At 71.4% G+C, this 15,380-nt stretch carries 10 protein-coding genes; 1 reads left to right on the top strand and 9 read right to left on the bottom strand.

Annotated elements, in window-relative coordinates; translation table 11 throughout:
• Window positions 1-186: 186 nt before the first annotated feature.
• A complete protein-coding gene (locus KCH48_RS05185; protein WP_210570798.1) occupies window positions 187-792 on the top strand; it encodes a TetR family transcriptional regulator in 606 nt (201 codons plus the stop codon).
• A 303-nt stretch (window positions 793-1,095) separates the two neighbouring features.
• On the opposite strand, the gene KCH48_RS05180 is transcribed toward KCH48_RS05185, so the two are convergent.
• The 9 genes from KCH48_RS05180 to KCH48_RS05140 all read right to left on the bottom strand — a co-directional run bounded on the left by KCH48_RS05180 (window position 1,096) and on the right by KCH48_RS05140 (window position 15,342).
• Complete coding sequence (locus KCH48_RS05180; protein WP_210570796.1) at window positions 1,096-2,745, bottom strand: CdaR family transcriptional regulator; 1,650 nt, start codon at window positions 2,743-2,745, stop codon at window positions 1,096-1,098.
• A 99-nt stretch (window positions 2,746-2,844) separates the two neighbouring features.
• Window positions 2,845-3,960, bottom strand: a complete 1,116-nt coding sequence (gene menC / locus KCH48_RS05175) for an o-succinylbenzoate synthase (RefSeq protein WP_210570794.1) — start codon at window positions 3,958-3,960, stop codon at window positions 2,845-2,847.
• The gene (locus tag KCH48_RS05170; protein ID WP_210570792.1) at window positions 3,957-4,925 is read right to left on the bottom strand and encodes a GNAT family N-acetyltransferase; all 969 of its coding nucleotides are present in this window, start codon (window positions 4,923-4,925) and stop codon (window positions 3,957-3,959) included. The genes menC and KCH48_RS05170 overlap by 4 nt, the downstream gene beginning before the upstream one ends.
• A complete protein-coding gene (locus KCH48_RS05165) occupies window positions 4,922-6,115 on the bottom strand; it encodes a M20 family metallopeptidase (protein WP_210570791.1) in 1,194 nt (397 codons plus the stop codon). The genes KCH48_RS05170 and KCH48_RS05165 overlap by 4 nt, the downstream gene beginning before the upstream one ends.
• Window positions 6,112-9,513: a serine hydrolase gene (locus tag KCH48_RS05160; protein ID WP_210570789.1), complete on the bottom strand. Its 3,402-nt coding sequence runs from the start codon at window positions 9,511-9,513 to the stop codon at window positions 6,112-6,114. Before KCH48_RS05160 ends, KCH48_RS05165 begins: the two co-directional genes overlap by 4 nt.
• 58 nt (window positions 9,514-9,571) lie before the next feature.
• Window positions 9,572-10,567, bottom strand: coding sequence for an ABC transporter ATP-binding protein (locus tag KCH48_RS05155; RefSeq protein WP_210570787.1), 996 nt, complete (start codon window positions 10,565-10,567; stop codon window positions 9,572-9,574).
• Window positions 10,564-12,684 (bottom strand): dipeptide/oligopeptide/nickel ABC transporter permease/ATP-binding protein, encoded by a 2,121-nt coding sequence (locus tag KCH48_RS05150; protein ID WP_210570785.1) that lies wholly within the window; start codon window positions 12,682-12,684, stop codon window positions 10,564-10,566. The genes KCH48_RS05155 and KCH48_RS05150 overlap by 4 nt, the downstream gene beginning before the upstream one ends.
• Window positions 12,685-12,687: 3 nt before the next feature.
• On the bottom strand, window positions 12,688-13,722 hold the full coding sequence (locus KCH48_RS05145; RefSeq protein WP_210570783.1) for an ABC transporter permease: 1,035 nt from the start codon (window positions 13,720-13,722) through the stop codon (window positions 12,688-12,690).
• A gap of 33 nt (window positions 13,723-13,755) precedes the next feature.
• A complete protein-coding gene (locus tag KCH48_RS05140) occupies window positions 13,756-15,342 on the bottom strand; it encodes an ABC transporter substrate-binding protein (protein ID WP_210570781.1) in 1,587 nt (528 codons plus the stop codon).
• Between the last annotated feature and the right edge of the window lie 38 nt (window positions 15,343-15,380).

Here is a 15,380-nt window from a genome sequence, read left to right as displayed (position 1 = left end):
CGCCTCGCTGGTGACCGCTCGGTCATTAGTGACTGTAGTTCTTCGGGCTCCTAGTGTCCAGGCGGTCACTTAAAAGGTTGGCCACCTCAGAGAAAATGGGATGAATAAGCGCAACTAGGCGGCTTTGGTTCCCACCTCCAATGACCAATCGGTCGGCATGTTAGTAACCATGTGTACACTTCCGGGATGGACACGCCACCCACGAACCTCACCGACCAGGACGCAACTCCGGCCAAGAAGCGCAGGCGGGACCCGGAAGCAAGCAGGGCCGCGATCCTCGAAGCCGCCCGGGCCGCCTTCGCCGAGCGCGGCTACACCAAGACGACCGTCCGCGACATCGCACGCCGGGCCGGAGTGACCCACGGCCTGGTCCTGCGGCACTTCACATCCAAGGAACAGCTGTTCCTCGCCGCAGTTCCCAGCCCCCGCACGCTCATGGCGGAAGTGGCCGGCGATCCCAAGACCTTGCCGACGCGCATCGCCCGGTCCTACGTCCGGCGCATGACCGAGAGCGGAGGCAGCGACCCGTTCGTGGCCATGCTGCGTGCGGTGGCTTCGGAGGAGGAGACCGCCAAACCGTTGTTCACCGCGATGCAGCAGGACAGTCTGGAGATGTACCGGCAGGTGATTCCGGGTCCCGAACTGGAGGAGCGTGTGGCGTCTGTGGGCGCCTATCTCATCGGGGTGACGTTCTCCCGGTACGTCTTCAGGAGCGGACCGCTGGCCGAGATGTCGGACGAACAGCTCGTCCGGCATCTCGTCCCCAACCTGCGCAGCATTCTGCTGGACTGATGGGCACCGACTGAGCACCTTCGCCGCCAGAACGTCTCCTGTGGCCGGATCCGGCCGACTCTTTTCGTCCTGTCGTCTCGGCGAGGTGAGCCGGACAGAAAGCCCGCGAAGCAAGGCGGCGGGACGACGAGGCCCTGGCCCACGAGACTCGGCCCTGCCGGTCTTGCGGCTGGTGCGGCGGCGCTTGAGGTTGCGTCAGCCCTCTCCACAGCCCTGGACCGGCCGGTCGGAACAGTGCAGCCTACATACAAGGAACTGGAGGCGATGTATCAGCCCACTGCCCCTTCGGCGGTAGCGCAGGCACTACCGGTGGCCGTTCGCGGGCATCACGCGCAGTTGGAGCATGGCGGCGAAACGTGCTTCCGGGTTGTCCAGGTCGATGCCACCGACCTTGGCGAGCCGGTGCAGACGGTAGCGGAACGTGTTCGGGTGGACGTGCACGGCCGCCGCAGCCGCGCTGATGTCCCCGAATGCGTCCAGCCAGGCACGCAGGGTTTCGATGAGGTTGGCCCGGCGTTGCTCGTCATACGCGGCCAGCCGCGCGATGGGGCCGGTGAACTCGTCGCCACGGGCCGCCACGATCTCGCGCAGTTCGCACAGCAGCGCCTCGACATGCACGTCGGCCAGCCGCGCCACCCGCCGCTCGGCCCCCTCGACACGTAGCGCCCGCAGAGCTAGGTCGGCACCGGAGCGCGCACGGGCGAGACCGCCGGCATCCTCACCGGTCGGACCGATGCCGATCACCGCGCCGGTCCGCGCTCCGACCCGGTCGAGGAAGTCGGCTGCTATGCGCACGGCCCGTTCCTCGCCGGCGTCGCGGTCCTGCTGCGCGGGAACGAGCCCGTAGACCGTATCGCCGAGCAGAGCGGAGGCGCTGTGCGGATGCACGGCGCCGAGGTGCATCGCCAAGGCGTCGGCCAGTCGTTCCCGCTCGGAGGTGAGACTCGCGTCCTCGCCGGCGGACGCACCGGCGTCGGCGGCGTCCCGCAGGCCGAGCGCCATGACCACGAGAGGCCGACCGGCCAGGCCAAGCCTGCTCAGTGCCTCGCGCGCACCGGCCCTGCCTTCGAGGGCGGTGCTCATGAGATCGGCTCGCAGCCGGCGTTCGACGTCGGCGCCGGCCCGCAGCCGCAGCATGTGGAGGGCAACGACCTTGGCCGCATCCCGCAGGGCCGAGGATCGCTGCGGACTGAGCGGCTCGCGGACGGCGGCCCAGATCGAGCCGATCGCCTCGTCGCCCGCTCGCACCGCGACGGCTACGCGCGGCACGGTGGGACCGTCCGCACCGTCCTCCAGGGGCGGGATGTGCACCGGCCCGGCGCTGCGGTAGAGGTCACGGAAGACGCCACGGCTGGTGAGCATGCGGGAGAAACGCTCGGGGACCTGACGGCCGAGAATCGTCTCGATCCGAGAGGCGTCGGCCTTGTCCTGCTGCCCCGAGAAAGCCAGCACCCGTGAGTGCCGATCTTCGATCGTCACGGGTGCGTCGATCAGTGCGGCGATCGCGTTGGCCACGGCGAACAGGTCGCCGGAGAGGGTACCGCCCAGCGTCTCGGGGCCGTCTCCACCAATGTCCCCCTCGGCGAGAACTGCCCGCAGCATGGCGGTGACCTGGACCCAGGACGCCCCGCGGGTCAGTCCGAGAACGCCGACGCCCGACGCCTCGGCCGCGGCCGCCACCCTGGAGTCGAGCGGTACCGGCGCACGCACGACCAGGGCGACGGCGCGCCGGTGTCCCAGTTCTCCGAGGAGGCGGGCGATCTCGCCCGATTCGCGCAGACCGACGCCGAGCACCAGCGCGTGGGGTGGCGGGGCGGAATCCTCGACGGGGTCGTGGATGACGATGCCGCCGATGTCCTCGGTGTCACGCGCCCCGTTGTGGACGACGTCGAGCAGAGTGCTGCCCAGGTGATGCTGGACCCTGGCCAGGCTGCCATGTGCGTGTGCGTTCATGGAATGGTGCCTTCCGAGGACTACGGCGACGACAGCACCATGCTCGGTGCGCGTTCACAAACCTGCACACATTCTTGGTGCCCGTCCAGGAAATCGTGGTCACACGGCCTGGCCGGGGATCCACTCGATACGGCGAGTGACGCCGTCCAGCTCGGCCTCCAGCGGGTCCACGCCGATGCCCGGCCCGGTGGGCACCGTCAGATGGCCCTCACGGACGACGAACGGCTCGGTGATGTCGGTCTTGTAGTAGCGCTCCGAGCCCGAGGTGTCCCCGGGCAGGGTGAAGCCCGGCAGGGCGGCGAGCGCGAGGTTCGCGGCTCTGCCGATGCCCGTCTCCAGCATTCCGCCGCACCAGACCGGCACACCGTGCGCGGCGCAGACGTCGTGGATGCGCCGCGCCTCCAGATAGCCGCCCACCCTGCCGGGCTTGATGTTGACGATCGCGCAGGCACCGAGCCGGATCGCGTCCGCCGCCGCGCGCGCCGACGTGATCGACTCGTCGAGACAGACAGGCGTGCGGATCTGCTGGGCCAGCCGGGCGTGGCCGAGGATGTCGTCCTCGGTCAGCGGCTGCTCGATCAGCAGCAGGTCGTAGCCGTCCAGGCGTGCCAGCTGACGGGCGTCGGCCAGGGTGTACGCGGCGTTCGCGTCGACCTGGAGCAGCAGGTCGTCCCCGAAGCGTTCGCGTACGGCACGCACGGGCGCGACGTCCCAGCCGGGCTCGATCTTGAGCTTGATACGGACGTATCCGGCCTCGAGATATTCGGCAACGCTGTCGATCAGCGCCGGTACGGAGTCCATGATGCCGACCGAGACGCCACACGCCACTTGGTCCTGCACCGCGCCGAGTTCGCGGGCCAACGGGCGTCCCGCCGCCCGCAGTTCGGCGTCCAGGACGCCCATCTCCAGCGCCGCCTTGGCCATCCGGTGGCCCTGGAAGGGGGCCAGCGCGGTGGCGACCGAGCTCGCATCGAGACGGTCCACGCGTGCGAGGGTGGGGATCAGGAAGCGGCGCAGCATGTCGGCGGCGGCGTCGGTGTACTCGGAGGAGTACAGCGGGCTCGCCATCGCCACGCACTCGCCCCATCCCTCGCCTTCGTCGGTGACCACGCGAAGGATCAGTGCTTCGCGACTGTTGGCGGTGCCGAAAGACGTACGGAACGGCGCCACCAGGGGCATCTCGATGTGGCGCAGCTCAACGCCCGTCAGCTTCATCGCTCTTCCTCGCTCTTCATATCGGACTCCGTCGCACGGGAGTCCCCCGGGCGCCGCAGGATGTACCAGCCGCTCCGGTCGAAACCGGTGACCCGGGCGCCCTCCGCCATCAAGGTGCCGAGGACCTCACGCAGTGCCGCGCGCCAGTCCTTGGCCGTCCCCGGGGCGGTCAGGCGCAGGCGCTCGATGTCCGGGGGGACCGCGACGAGCAGGGTGGAGGAGGCGAGCGTGCCCGGGACCGGGGCGCCGCTCGGGTTTCGGTCCAGGGCCACCGCGGCGCCCACCGCCCGGCAGCTCGCGGCGTCGGCCGGGGTGAAATCGCCGGCGCAGGCCGCGCGGACCGGCTCGCCGAACAGCTGCCACCGCGTCAGCAGGCGGTCGGTGTCGTCGCCGTCGTTGATGGCGTCATGGACGCCGCCGTAGAAGTTGGTCAGATACTCCTCGGGACGGGCCGCGAGTTTGACGATATTGAAGTAGGCGTTGCGGCGGATCAGGGGGTCGAAGGTCCAGTGGATGGCCGACACGCCGCGCTGCAGGGACCAGGCACGCTGATGCAGTTTGAGGGCGAAGCCCACACTGCGGCCCCGGGCCATGTTGGACACCGCGGCGATGTGGCTGTGCAGGGCCTCGTCGGCCGGCGCGCCGAAGAAGCCGACGCATGCGCCGATCAGTTCGTCGCCGTCGAAGGCTCCGCCGACGTAGTTGCCCGACTTCGCCAGGGCCCGCAGCAGCTCGCCGGTCATCGGTGCGCCGAGGGGGCCGGGCTGCCAGATGACGTTGAACAGGTCGTGCACCGCGTCGAGTTCGCGCCCGGACGTCACCTCGCGGAGGTGCGTCTTGGCGGCGGCAGCGGCAGCCGCGGCCTGGGCGGCGGCTTCGTCGGCGGCAGCGCGGATCGCTTCCCTGGTGGGCTGATCGGGGTCGAGGACCGGCATGGCGCTTCCTGCCGGTGGTACGTCGGTCATGAAGGGTCTCCCTCGAGCGGCCGGACGAATCCGGCCAACTGATACGCCCGCCCGCGGGGCGGTGGATCGGTCAGCAGATCGTCCGTCAGGGCGGTCAGCAGCGCGGTGCGGCCGGGCAGTTCGGCGAGGACCACATGCTCGTCGTCGGCGTGCGCTCCGCCGCCCACCGCGCCGAGCCCGTCCAGGGTCGGCGTGCCGACACCGGCGGTGAGGTTCCCGTCGGAGGCTCCCCCGACGGCCGCGCCTGCCGGGGTGGCCAGTCCGAGCCGATCCGCCAGAGTGACCGCGCGGGCGAAGAGTTCGGCGGAGGCCATGTGTTCCAGCGGCGGACGGTTGGGGCCGCCGGTGATCTCCAGCCGTGCGCCGCCCGACACCGGCCGCAGCGCATGCATCGCCCGGTCCACCCGCGCCTGCTCGGCCGCGTCGCGCACCCGTACGTCGACGGCGAAGCGCCCGGCTTCGGGAACGGTGTTGGTGGTGGTTCCCGAGGTCAGAACCGTCGGGGTCACACTCGTGCCCCGCCCGGGGTCCGCGAGTGCGCCGACCGCGATGACCTGATGGGCCAGTTCGACGGTGGCGTTGACACCGCGTTCGGGTTCGAGGCCGGCGTGCGCGGCCCGGCCGTGCGCCTCGACCCCGTACAGCGACACACCCTTGCGCGCGGTCTTGAGGGCGCCGCCGTGCGCGGACGCCTCCAGCACCAGCGCCGCGGCACAGCCCGACGCCTCCTCCTCGACCAGCCACCGCGACGTCGGCGACCCCATCTCCTCGTCGCCGGTGACCAGCACGGTGACGCCCGACGGGTCGGACAGGGCCGCGACGGCGTGGAAGGCCATGACCAGCCCGGCCTTCATGTCGAAGCACCCGGGACCGCGTACGACGCCGTTCTCGACCACGAAGGGGTGACGGCCGAGCGAGCCGATCGGCCAGACCGTGTCGTGGTGGCCGAGCAGCAGCACCCGGGAGGGTGCGTCGCCCAGCCGCCACCGCAGATGCGTACGTCCCTCGATCGTGATCCGCTCCGGGCGGACGCCGAGCCGGGCCGTGCCCAGCTCGGTGACCACGTCGGCGCTCTTGGCGACCGCGTCGAGGTCGGCCGTCGGCGACTCGCAGCGCACGAGGGTCTCGAGGTCGGCGAGCATCTGCGGCAGGGCCGCCGTCATGTGGCCGACCTGGGAGCGTGCCGTCATGAGGTGGTCACCATGGGTGTGGCGCGTGCACCGTGGTGCAGGTATCGCTCGCCGCCGGCCAGCGTGTAGAAGATCACCGGGCGCCAGGTGCGGGTGTCCTCGTCCCGTACGGCGAAGCGATCACCGGAGGCATCCAGGGGGAACATCTGGTGCTCCTCCACCGGGTCGGGGACCAGATCGGCCAGCGGACCGGTGAGCGTGATCCGCAGCACCCCCCCACCGTCCCGCTCCAGCACCTCCATGCGTGCTCCGGCACGCTCGTAGACGCCGACATGGGGTCCGACGTCGACGGTGGGCGGATGGGCCGACGGTGCCGGCGTGCGCGGCATGTCGAGGCCGGCCAGCTCGGCGAAGAGCTCCTGGAAGAGATCCTCGTAAAGATCGCGGGCGTTGCCGCCGTTGGTGAGGAGGGTGACGGCGAGTCCCTCGGCCGGCAGCAGACGCAGGAACGCGGACTGGCCGATGGTGTTTCCGTCGTGGCCCAGCACGAGCTGTCCGTCCCAGGTGAAACGGATCCAGCCCAGGCCCCAGGAGTCGCCGAGGGTGTACGGATCGGGCAGTTCGGCGTGCCGGTCGGCCATCTGCGTGGTCGCGGCCTCGCTGAGGAGGCGGCCGCCGTCGGCGGTGCGCCCGCCGTGCAGATGCGCACGGGCGAAAGTCAGCACGTCGGCGGTGGTGGAGGTGATCAGGCCGGCTGGTCCCAGTGAACGGGGCAGGCACCACACGGGTGCCCGCCGCGGCGAACCGTCGTCGTCAAATCCTTCGTGGCCGACGGCAGCCCGGTGCAGCAGCGCCTCCTCGGGCAGGGTCACGGTGCGCCGCAGTCCCAGGCGGGCGAAAACCCGCTCGTTGATCGCCTGGTCCCAGGTGACGCCGGTGATCCTCTCCACGACCTGGCCCATGAGGGAGAAGCCGGAGTTGCAGTACGACCAGGTGGCACCGAGGGGGTGGTTCTGCGGCACGTCCGCGAGGCCCGCGACGTATTTCTCCAGGCAGTCGTCGCCGCGTCCGGTGTCGGTGAAGACGTCGCCGTCGATGCCGCTGGTGTGCGTCAACAGATGCCGCATCGTCACGGCTTTGGTGGTCTCCGGGTCGGCCAGGGCCAGTTCGGGCAGGACGGTGATCAGCGGTGCGTCCAGATCGAGCAGGCCCTCGTCGGCCAGTTGCATGACCAGGGTGGCCGTCCAGACCTTCGACACCGAGCCGATCTGGAAGAGCGAGTCGGTGGTCGCCGCCACCCCCGTCTCCGTGTTGAGTACGCCGTAGGCGGCCTCGACCAGCACGTCGTCCTGAACGCCGCTCGCGTCCGGTCGGGTCCGCAGGATGCCGAGGGTCGCGCCGGGCACCTGGTGCCGCGCGGCCAGGACGGCGAGCCGTCGCTGCCAGTGCGCGACGTCGATCGGCGGCCGCCTCCTGCCCTCGCGACTGCCCGCGTGGCGCTCCACCCACTCGGCGACACGGCCGTTGAAGTCCAGCAGGTGCGACGGAGGGCCCTCGAGCACGAACAGGTGCGAGCCGCCGGGGTAGAGGACCATCTGGGTCGGTACGTCACGCTCGCGCAGGGCGGTGTGCCACTGCGCGGCCTGGCCCACCGGGCAGACCAGGTCGTCGGTGCCGTGGAGGATCAGGGTGGGGGTGTGGACCTGGTCGACCCGGGTCAGGGGTGACATGGCGGCGTACCGGTCGGGATCCGCCCAGGGCGGTCCGCCGAATTCGTACGCGGCGAGGAAGTGCCCGTCCTCGGCGGATCCGGCCATGCTGGTCAGGTCGCTGACGATGCCGCCGGCGACGGCCGCGGCGAACCGGTCGTCGTGGCCGGTCAGATAGCAGGTCATGTAGCCGCCGTAGCTGTATCCGGTGACCGCGAGCCGGGCGGGGTCGGCGATGCCTTCGGCGACCAGCGCGTCCACCGGCTCCAGGAAGTCCTGCGCGTCGGCTACGCCCCATGCGCCGTTCACGGCGTCGAAGAACTCTTCGCCGTATCCGTCGCTGCCGCGCGGGTTGACCAGCAGTACGTTCCAGCCGCGGGCGGCGAGGAGCTGGTGGTAGAGGTGGACGGGGTCGGCGGCGGCGTTCCACGCGTTGTGCGGGCCGCCGTGGATGTCGAGCAGCAGCGGCCGCGCATCGTCACCGGCCGGCCGGTCGCCGATCAGCCAGCCCTGGACCACGGTGCCGTCGGAGATGGTGAACTCCCGCTCCACGCGCGGGAACAGCTCGACGTCGGACAGGGCTGAGCCGTGCGCGGTACGGACGGTCCATGCCCCCGACGTGAGATCGAGGACGGCGATCTCGCCGAAGGAGGTGGGCGTGGCGAGCACGAGCGCGACCGTGCTGCCGCGAACCGCCATGCCCGAGACGGTGTGTCCGGCACCGCCGAGCAGCAGGCGGGGCCGGCGCTCCCGCTCCATGCCGTCGAGGTCGACGGCGTACACATGAGTGCAGCCGCGATCCCGGACGCAGAACACCACCGCGCGGCCGTCGCCGGTGAGTTGGGGCAGCGCGCCCGGGTAGCCGGGGCCGCCCGGCATGACATTGCGGTCGAGCGACGAGGCGAGGTCCGTGACGCCCGTCCCTGGTTCCCCGTCGATCGGGACGTGCAGCAGCCGTGCGTGGCCCACCGGTTCGTCGAGGTGGCCGACGACCAGCAGCGCGTTGCCGTCCGCCGTCCAGCCGGCGCTCGTGGCCACGCCTTCGGTGGGGCCGACCCGCACGGGTACCGCAGCGTGGTCGTCGACGGCCACGATGTGGGTCGCGGACTGCGCGGTCAGGTCGGCGTTCGGCGCCGTCGCGGCGGTGAAGACCAGCCGCGAACCGTCCGGGGACCAGGCCGGCGGGGAGGCGTACCAGTCCCCGTCGGTGATCTGACGGCAGCGGCCGGTGGTGAGGTCGAGTACGTGCAGATGCCGGCGGACGGTGCCGACCAGGCCTGCTCCGTCGGTCTGGAAGTCGAGCCGGTCGACGACCACCGGCCGGCCCGGCGCGCTCGGCCCGGGCGCGTCCGGGGCGGCCGCGATGTCGACCGGCGCGGTGAAGGCGATGCGGGTGCCGTCGGGGCTCCACACGGGAGCTCCGGCGCCGAGCGGCAGCGAGGTCAGCCGCTCGGCCTCACCGCCGTCGGCCGGCAGGTGCCACAGCTGCGGGGGTCCGTCGCTCGCGCGCAGGAACGCGATCCGCGTGCCGTCCGGGGACCAGCCCGGCGCCTGGTCGCCGCCGCCTCGGGTCAGTTGTCGGGCGTCGCCTCCGGCACGGGGTACCAGCCATAGGTTGTGGACGATCCGGTCGGCGTCCAGGTCGCTGGTGCGCAGCACGTACACGATCCGTTCGCCGTCCGGCGACAGCGCCGGCTGTTCGGGGGTCGCGATGCCTGCCAGGTCCTCCAGGCGCAGGGACCGAGTCATGAAGGGCCTCCTCAGTGATGACATGCGGGTGTGAAAGGGGCAAGAGAGCGGGGCGCGTTCACGTCGCCGTGCCCGACGGCGTCGGCAGACCGGCGGCGAAGTGGCAGGCAGTGGAGTGCGTACGGCCGGCGGCGCCCACGGCGGGGTCGAGGGTCAGGCAGTCGGTGCGGCCGGGCAGCGCCAGCGGCCCCACGGGACAGCGCGGGTGGAAGCGGCATCCGGCCGGCACATGGTGCGGGTCGGGCGGTTCGGCGTCCGTGACTGCGCCGCTCTCCTCACGCGCGCCGTCCCATGTGTATCCGTCGCGGTGCGGTGCCGCCGCCAGCAGTTCCCGGGTGTAGGGGTGCTGCGGATCCGTCAGCACCTCTTGGGCCGGGCCGCACTCGACGATACGGCCGAGGTACATCACCGCCATGATGTCGCTGACGTAGCGCACCACGGCGAGGTTGTGCGAGATGAACAGCATGCCCAGCCGGGTCTGCCGTTGGAGGTCGCGCACGAGATTGAGCACGGTGCCCTGGACTGACACGTCCAGCGCCGAGGTGATCTCGTCCGCGACGACCACCTGCGGCCGGGCCGCCAACGCCCGTGCCAGCGCCACCCGTTGGCACTGTCCGCCGGACAGCTCGGCCGGCCGGGCGAAGATGTGCGCGGTGTCCAGGCCCACCAGGCGGAAGAGCCGGGTGACCTCGGCGCGACGCGCGTGGGCGTCGGACCGGGCGGCGCGCGGGATGGCCTCGGCCACCGAGTCGCCGACGCTCATCCGCGGGTCCAGGGAGGCGTACGGGTCCTGGAAGACCATCTGCACCGCCCTGCCGGGTCCGCTCGCCGGACGGTGGTTGACGTCCTGGCCGTCGAGCATGACCCGTCCCGCGGCGAGCGGCGCGAGGCCGACCGCCGCGCGGGCCAGGGTGGACTTGCCCGAGCCGGACTCCCCCACCAGGCCGACCACCTGCCCCGAGGGCACGGTCAGACTGACCCCGTCGACGGCCTTCATGGCCCTGCGTCCCGTGCCGTAGCGCACGGTGACGTCTTCGAAGCACAGCTCGCTCACGGCCGTTCACCTTCTTCAGCGATGGGGTCAGCCTCTTCGCCGACGGGGTCGGTCTTCGCACCGACGGGGCCGGCCTTCCCGCCTACGGAGTCACTCGGCCGCTCGTCGACGGAGCGGGCCGCGATGTCGGTCTGCGGATACCAGCAGGCGACCCGGTGGCCCGGCTCGGCTGTCTCCAGCCGCGGGTCGTCGGTGCGGCACCGGTCCTGCGCGAAGGCGCACCGGGCCGCGAAGGCGCACCCGGCCGGAATCCGGTCCGGTGTCACGGGCCGGCCCGGGATGACGGTGAGCGGCCTGCCGAGCTCGGTTTCCATATGGGGCACCGTGGCGATGAGCGCACGCGTGTAGGGGTGTTGAGCGGCGGTGAACAGCCGGTCCGAGCGAAGTTCCTCCACGATGCGGCCGGCGTACATCACCAGGACGCGGTCGCAGGTCTGCGCCACCACGTTGATGTCGTGGCTGATCAGCAGGAGGGCCACGCCGTCGGCGGCGCGGACCCGGTCCAGCAGCCGCAGCACCTGCCGCTGCACGGTGACGTCCAGCGCGGTCGTGGGTTCGTCGGCGACGATGAGCCGGGGCCGGCCCATCAGCGCGAGGGCGATCATCGCGCGCTGGCGCATGCCGCCGGAGAACTCGTGCGGGTACTGCGCCGCGCGCCGTTCGGCCGCCGACATCCGTACCTGGCGCAGTCGTTCGACGGCCCGCGACCGCGCCTCGCGCCGGCCGGTTCCGAGGTGCTGCTCCGCCGATTCGGCCAGTTGCCGCCCGATCCGCATGGTCGGGTTGAAGGACGTCATGGGGTCCTGGAAGACCATGGCGAGCGAGGTTCCGAGCAGGCGCCGGGTGGCGGCACCGTGGGCCGTCTCGGTGAGCAGGGACGTACCGAGGAAGTCCACCCGGTCGGCGTCCACCTCACCGGGGTGCTCGACCAGTCGGCTCACGGCGAGCGCGGTGAGGCTCTTGCCGGACCCCGACTCCCCCACGACGCCCACCGCTTCGCCCTCGCCGACGTGGAAGCCGACACCGCGCACCGCGGTGACCGGGCCGCGCGAACCGGGGAAGCTCACCCGCAGCCCCTCCACGCTCAGCACCGGCTCCCTGCCGGGGGCGTCGGCGTCGTCCGCCACCGGTGCGACCGCCGTTGCCGGGGCGGCCACGGGTGGTTCGGCGGGACGCGTGGCGCGCGACCGGGACGGGGTGGGGACACCGACGGCCTTGGCCACTGCCTCTCCGGTGAGGTTGAAGGCCAGTCCGGCGATCACCACGGCGGCGCCGGGCGCCAGGGCCGCGGCGGGGTGGGTGTAGATGCCGTTGAGGCCGTCCCCGAGCAGCCGTCCCCAGTCGTACGACGGTGCCTGTACGCCCAGGCCGAGGAAGGAGAGCCCGGAGAAGGCGAGCAGCGCGCCGCCGGCGCTGATGGTGGCGTTGACGATCAACGGGTCGGAGACGTTCGGCAGGACATGGCGGGTGAGGACCCGCACTCTGCCGATTCCGGCCACGCGGGCCGCTTGTACGTAGTCCCGTTCGCTGACCGACGCCACCAATGTCTGGGTGAGCCGGGCGAAGCCGGGAGCCATCGCGAAGCCGATGGCGAGGACCGCGCCCTTGGCGCCGACCCCGAACACCACGGCGAAGAACAGCGCGAGCAGCAGCCCGGGGAAGGCCACGGCGACGTTCACCACCGCCATCACCATCCGTCCGGCCCGGCGTCCCAGCAGGGCCGGTGCCACGCCGAGCACCAGACCGGTCGCGACGCCGAGCACCGTGGCCAGCAGGGCCAGGGCGACCGACAGCCGGGTGGCGACCAGCAACCGGAAGAAGATGTCCCGGCCCAGGTTGTCGGTGCCCAGCCAGTGGCGTCCCGAGGACCCCTGGAGGATCTCGCCGGTGTCGATGGCGTCGGCCCGGCCGGACCACAGCAGCGGGGCGCACACCGCCAGCAGCAGGACGATCAGCAGCAGCGCGGCCGCGCACCAGCCGAGCGGGGAACGCAGCACGCCGAGCCACCGGTTGCCGCCCGGCCGGCCCCGTAGACCCACGTCCTGCGCCGCGGTGTGGGCCCCGTCCTGGGGTTCCTGGTCCTCGCCGGCCCTGAGAGCTTCGTACTCCACCGCCATCGGTCAGCTCTCCCGGATCGCGGAACGGGGGTCGAGCACGGCCAGTGCGACGTCGACCGCGACGTTCACCAGCAGCACGCCCGTGCCGTAGACGAGGACGACGCCCTGCACAACGGGGTAGTCCTTGGACAGGATCGACTGGACGATGGTGCTGCCCAGGCCCGGCCAGGCGAAGACGTTCTCCACCAGGACGGTGCCGGCCACCAGACTGCTCAGCAGCAGTCCGCCGATGGTGAGGCTCGCGGTCACGGCATTGGGCAGGGCATGGCGCAGATAGACCCTTCGGGGTGGCAGGCGTTTGGCGCGGGCGGTGCGGATGTAGTCCGCGTTCAGCACCGACGCCATCTCGATACGGACGATGCGGGCCAAAACCGCCGCCGGCCCGGCGGCCAGTGACAGCACGGGCAGCACATAGGAAGACGGCCCACCCCGGCCGGCCACGGGGAACCAGCCCAGTTGCACGCCGAAGACCCAGACGAGTCCCACGGCGAGGAGGAACTCCGGGATCGTGGCCACCAGGACGCTGGTCGAGGTGAAGGCGAGCTCGCCGCCGTGGTGACGGCCGCCGCGGGTCAGCACCGCCATCCCCGTGCCCAGCGGCACCGACAGCACCACCGCCAGCAGGAAGGACGCCACAGCGAGCGCCGCGGTGGACGGCAGCCGGTCACCGATCACCTGGCTCACGGGGAGGCCGCTGGTCACGGAGGTGCCGAGGTCGCCCCCGGCCAGGTCCCGCAGGAAGCGCAGATACTGCGTCGGCAGCGAGTCATTCAGCCCCAGCATCTCCCTGCGCTGGTTGATCACCTGCTGCGAGGCGTTCATACCGAGCGCGGCGCGCACGGGGTCACCGGGAATGAGGTGGATCATCGCGAACGCCACCGTGACCAGCACCCACACCGACAGCGCCAGCCGGGTCAGGCGGCGTGCCGCGAAGCGGACCCAGGGGTTCTCCACCACTCCCCTGGCCAGGCCCGGCGATGCGTGCGGTTGCTCGGTGCCGGGTCCGGCCAGAAGCCGATCAGCCGTCTGTGCGTTCATCTGTGTGCGTGCCTCCGGGTTACGGCCGGCCGGTCATCCGACCATGCGGATCGTGGTCGGGGCGATGGAGCCGTCGGCTATGTCGAAGGTCGTGCCGTTGCCGAACACCGGCGTGGCCAGGTCGGCGAAGGGTACGACGTCGGCCTGCCGGAACAGCGCCTTCTCGGCGGCGGCCCATTCGTCGCAGCCCTTCGCGCCGGTGAGCGCCGAGGCGGCCTTGACGTGGGTCTGGTATTCGGCGTTGGCGATCGAGCCGAAGTTGTTCCCGCCCGGCGGGGTGGCGCCCGAGACGAAGGGCACCGCCTGGGTGGGCAGGGTCACCGTCAGCGGCAGGAACATGGCGTCCCAGGAGCCCTGTCCGGAGATGACCTGGTCGAACTGGCTGTCCGCTGCGCCGCGCAGGGTGACCTTCACGCCGGTCTTCTGCCAGACGGAGCGCAGGAGTTCCGCGGCGTTCTGCATCGGGGCGCCACGGCTGGTCGGGTAGTAGAAGGTCAGCGCGAGCTTCTTGCCGTCCTTCTGCCGGATGCCGTCGGAGCCCTTGGTCCAGCCCGCCGAGTCGAGGGCGGCCTCCGCGGCGGCCTCATCGTGGCCCGGCAGGTTGCCGGCGACGGTGTCCTCGGTGCACGGGCCCTGCCCCTTGGCGACCAGGCCGGTGGGTGCCCCTCCGCCGCCGTTGGTGACCACCTTGCGCAGCTGCGCCAGGTCGAGTGCCTGCGTGAGCGCACGCCTGACCTGGGGTGCGGCGGTTGGCTCGCCGCGTCGCTGGTTGAACCACAGCTCGCCCAGTGGTGAGTGCATCGCGCGCTTGAAGTCGAGCCGGGCCGCCACGCGTTCCTTGTCCTGGCCGACGATGCGGGCCGCGTTGATCTGCCGGGCGAGCAGCAGGTTGGCGGCGGTGGCCTCGTTGCGTACGACCTTCAGGACCACCTTGTCGGGGACTCCCTTGGTGCCGGGCTTGGGACCGCCGGCCCCCCACGTGTAGTCCTTGCGCCGAGTGAAGGTGTAGTGGTCGTCGGCGACGGCCTCAGTGAGTGTGAACATGCCGGTGCCCGAGCCACCCTGTTTGAGGATCGAACGATTGCTGAGGCCCTTGCGGCACACGATGGGCAAAGTGCCCACGTTGCGGCCGAGAAAGGCGTCGGCGCTCGGCGCGGTCACCGTGACGGTGCCGGCCGCGTCGTCCGCCTTCGCCTGCGCACCGGCCGGCACATACAGGCCCGTCACCGTCGACCCGCTCTTCGGGTTCGCGGCGTAGTTGATGTTGTCGGCCACGTCCTTCGCGGTGAGCGGAGTGCCGTCGGAACAGGTGACGCCCTTGCGCAGGGTGTAACTCGCGATCGTGGGCGTGCTCTTCCAGGAACTCGCCAGCGAGGCGACCTCCTTGCCGGAGGAGTCGATGGCCACCAGTGAGTCGTACATGAACAGGTCGACCTGGTGGGCGACGGACAGTGTGGTCGCATGCGGGTCGAGGTTGCCGGGGTCGGCGGGTATGGCGTAGGTGAAGGTCCCGCCGTCGACGGGTTGGCCGGACGTGCTGGTGCCGCCACCGCTGCACGCGGTCAGCGCGAGCGTCAGCGCCCCGGCCATCGCGATCGTCGTCGTCCCTGCGTACTTCATGGTGTCTCCAGCAGAAGGTCGAGCGGGCCGAGGCAGAC

Source organism: Streptomyces sp. GESEQ-4 (assembly GCF_017948455.1).
Taxonomy (GTDB): Bacteria; Actinomycetota; Actinomycetes; order Streptomycetales; family Streptomycetaceae; genus Streptomyces.
This window is presented reverse-complemented; position numbering and strand designations above follow the sequence as displayed.

What these genes read in the sequence shown, in the direction of transcription:
- KCH48_RS05145 (WP_210570783.1), bottom strand. Translation starts at nt 13,722, where the DNA reads ATGAACGCACAGACGGCTGATCGGCTTCTGGCCGGACCCGGCACCGAG.
- KCH48_RS05160 (WP_210570789.1), bottom strand. Translation starts at nt 9,513, where the DNA reads ATGACTCGGTCCCTGCGCCTGGAGGACCTGGCAGGCATCGCGACCCCC.
- KCH48_RS05170 (WP_210570792.1), bottom strand. Translation starts at nt 4,925, where the DNA reads ATGACCGACGTACCACCGGCAGGAAGCGCCATGCCGGTCCTCGACCCC.
- KCH48_RS05140 (WP_210570781.1), bottom strand. Translation starts at nt 15,342, where the DNA reads ATGAAGTACGCAGGGACGACGACGATCGCGATGGCCGGGGCGCTGACG.
- menC (WP_210570794.1), bottom strand. Translation starts at nt 3,960, where the DNA reads ATGAAGCTGACGGGCGTTGAGCTGCGCCACATCGAGATGCCCCTGGTG.
- KCH48_RS05180 (WP_210570796.1), bottom strand. Translation starts at nt 2,745, where the DNA reads ATGAACGCACACGCACATGGCAGCCTGGCCAGGGTCCAGCATCACCTG.
- KCH48_RS05185 (WP_210570798.1), top strand. Translation starts at nt 187, where the DNA reads ATGGACACGCCACCCACGAACCTCACCGACCAGGACGCAACTCCGGCC.
- KCH48_RS05165 (WP_210570791.1), bottom strand. Translation starts at nt 6,115, where the DNA reads ATGACGGCACGCTCCCAGGTCGGCCACATGACGGCGGCCCTGCCGCAG.
- KCH48_RS05150 (WP_210570785.1), bottom strand. Translation starts at nt 12,684, where the DNA reads ATGGCGGTGGAGTACGAAGCTCTCAGGGCCGGCGAGGACCAGGAACCC.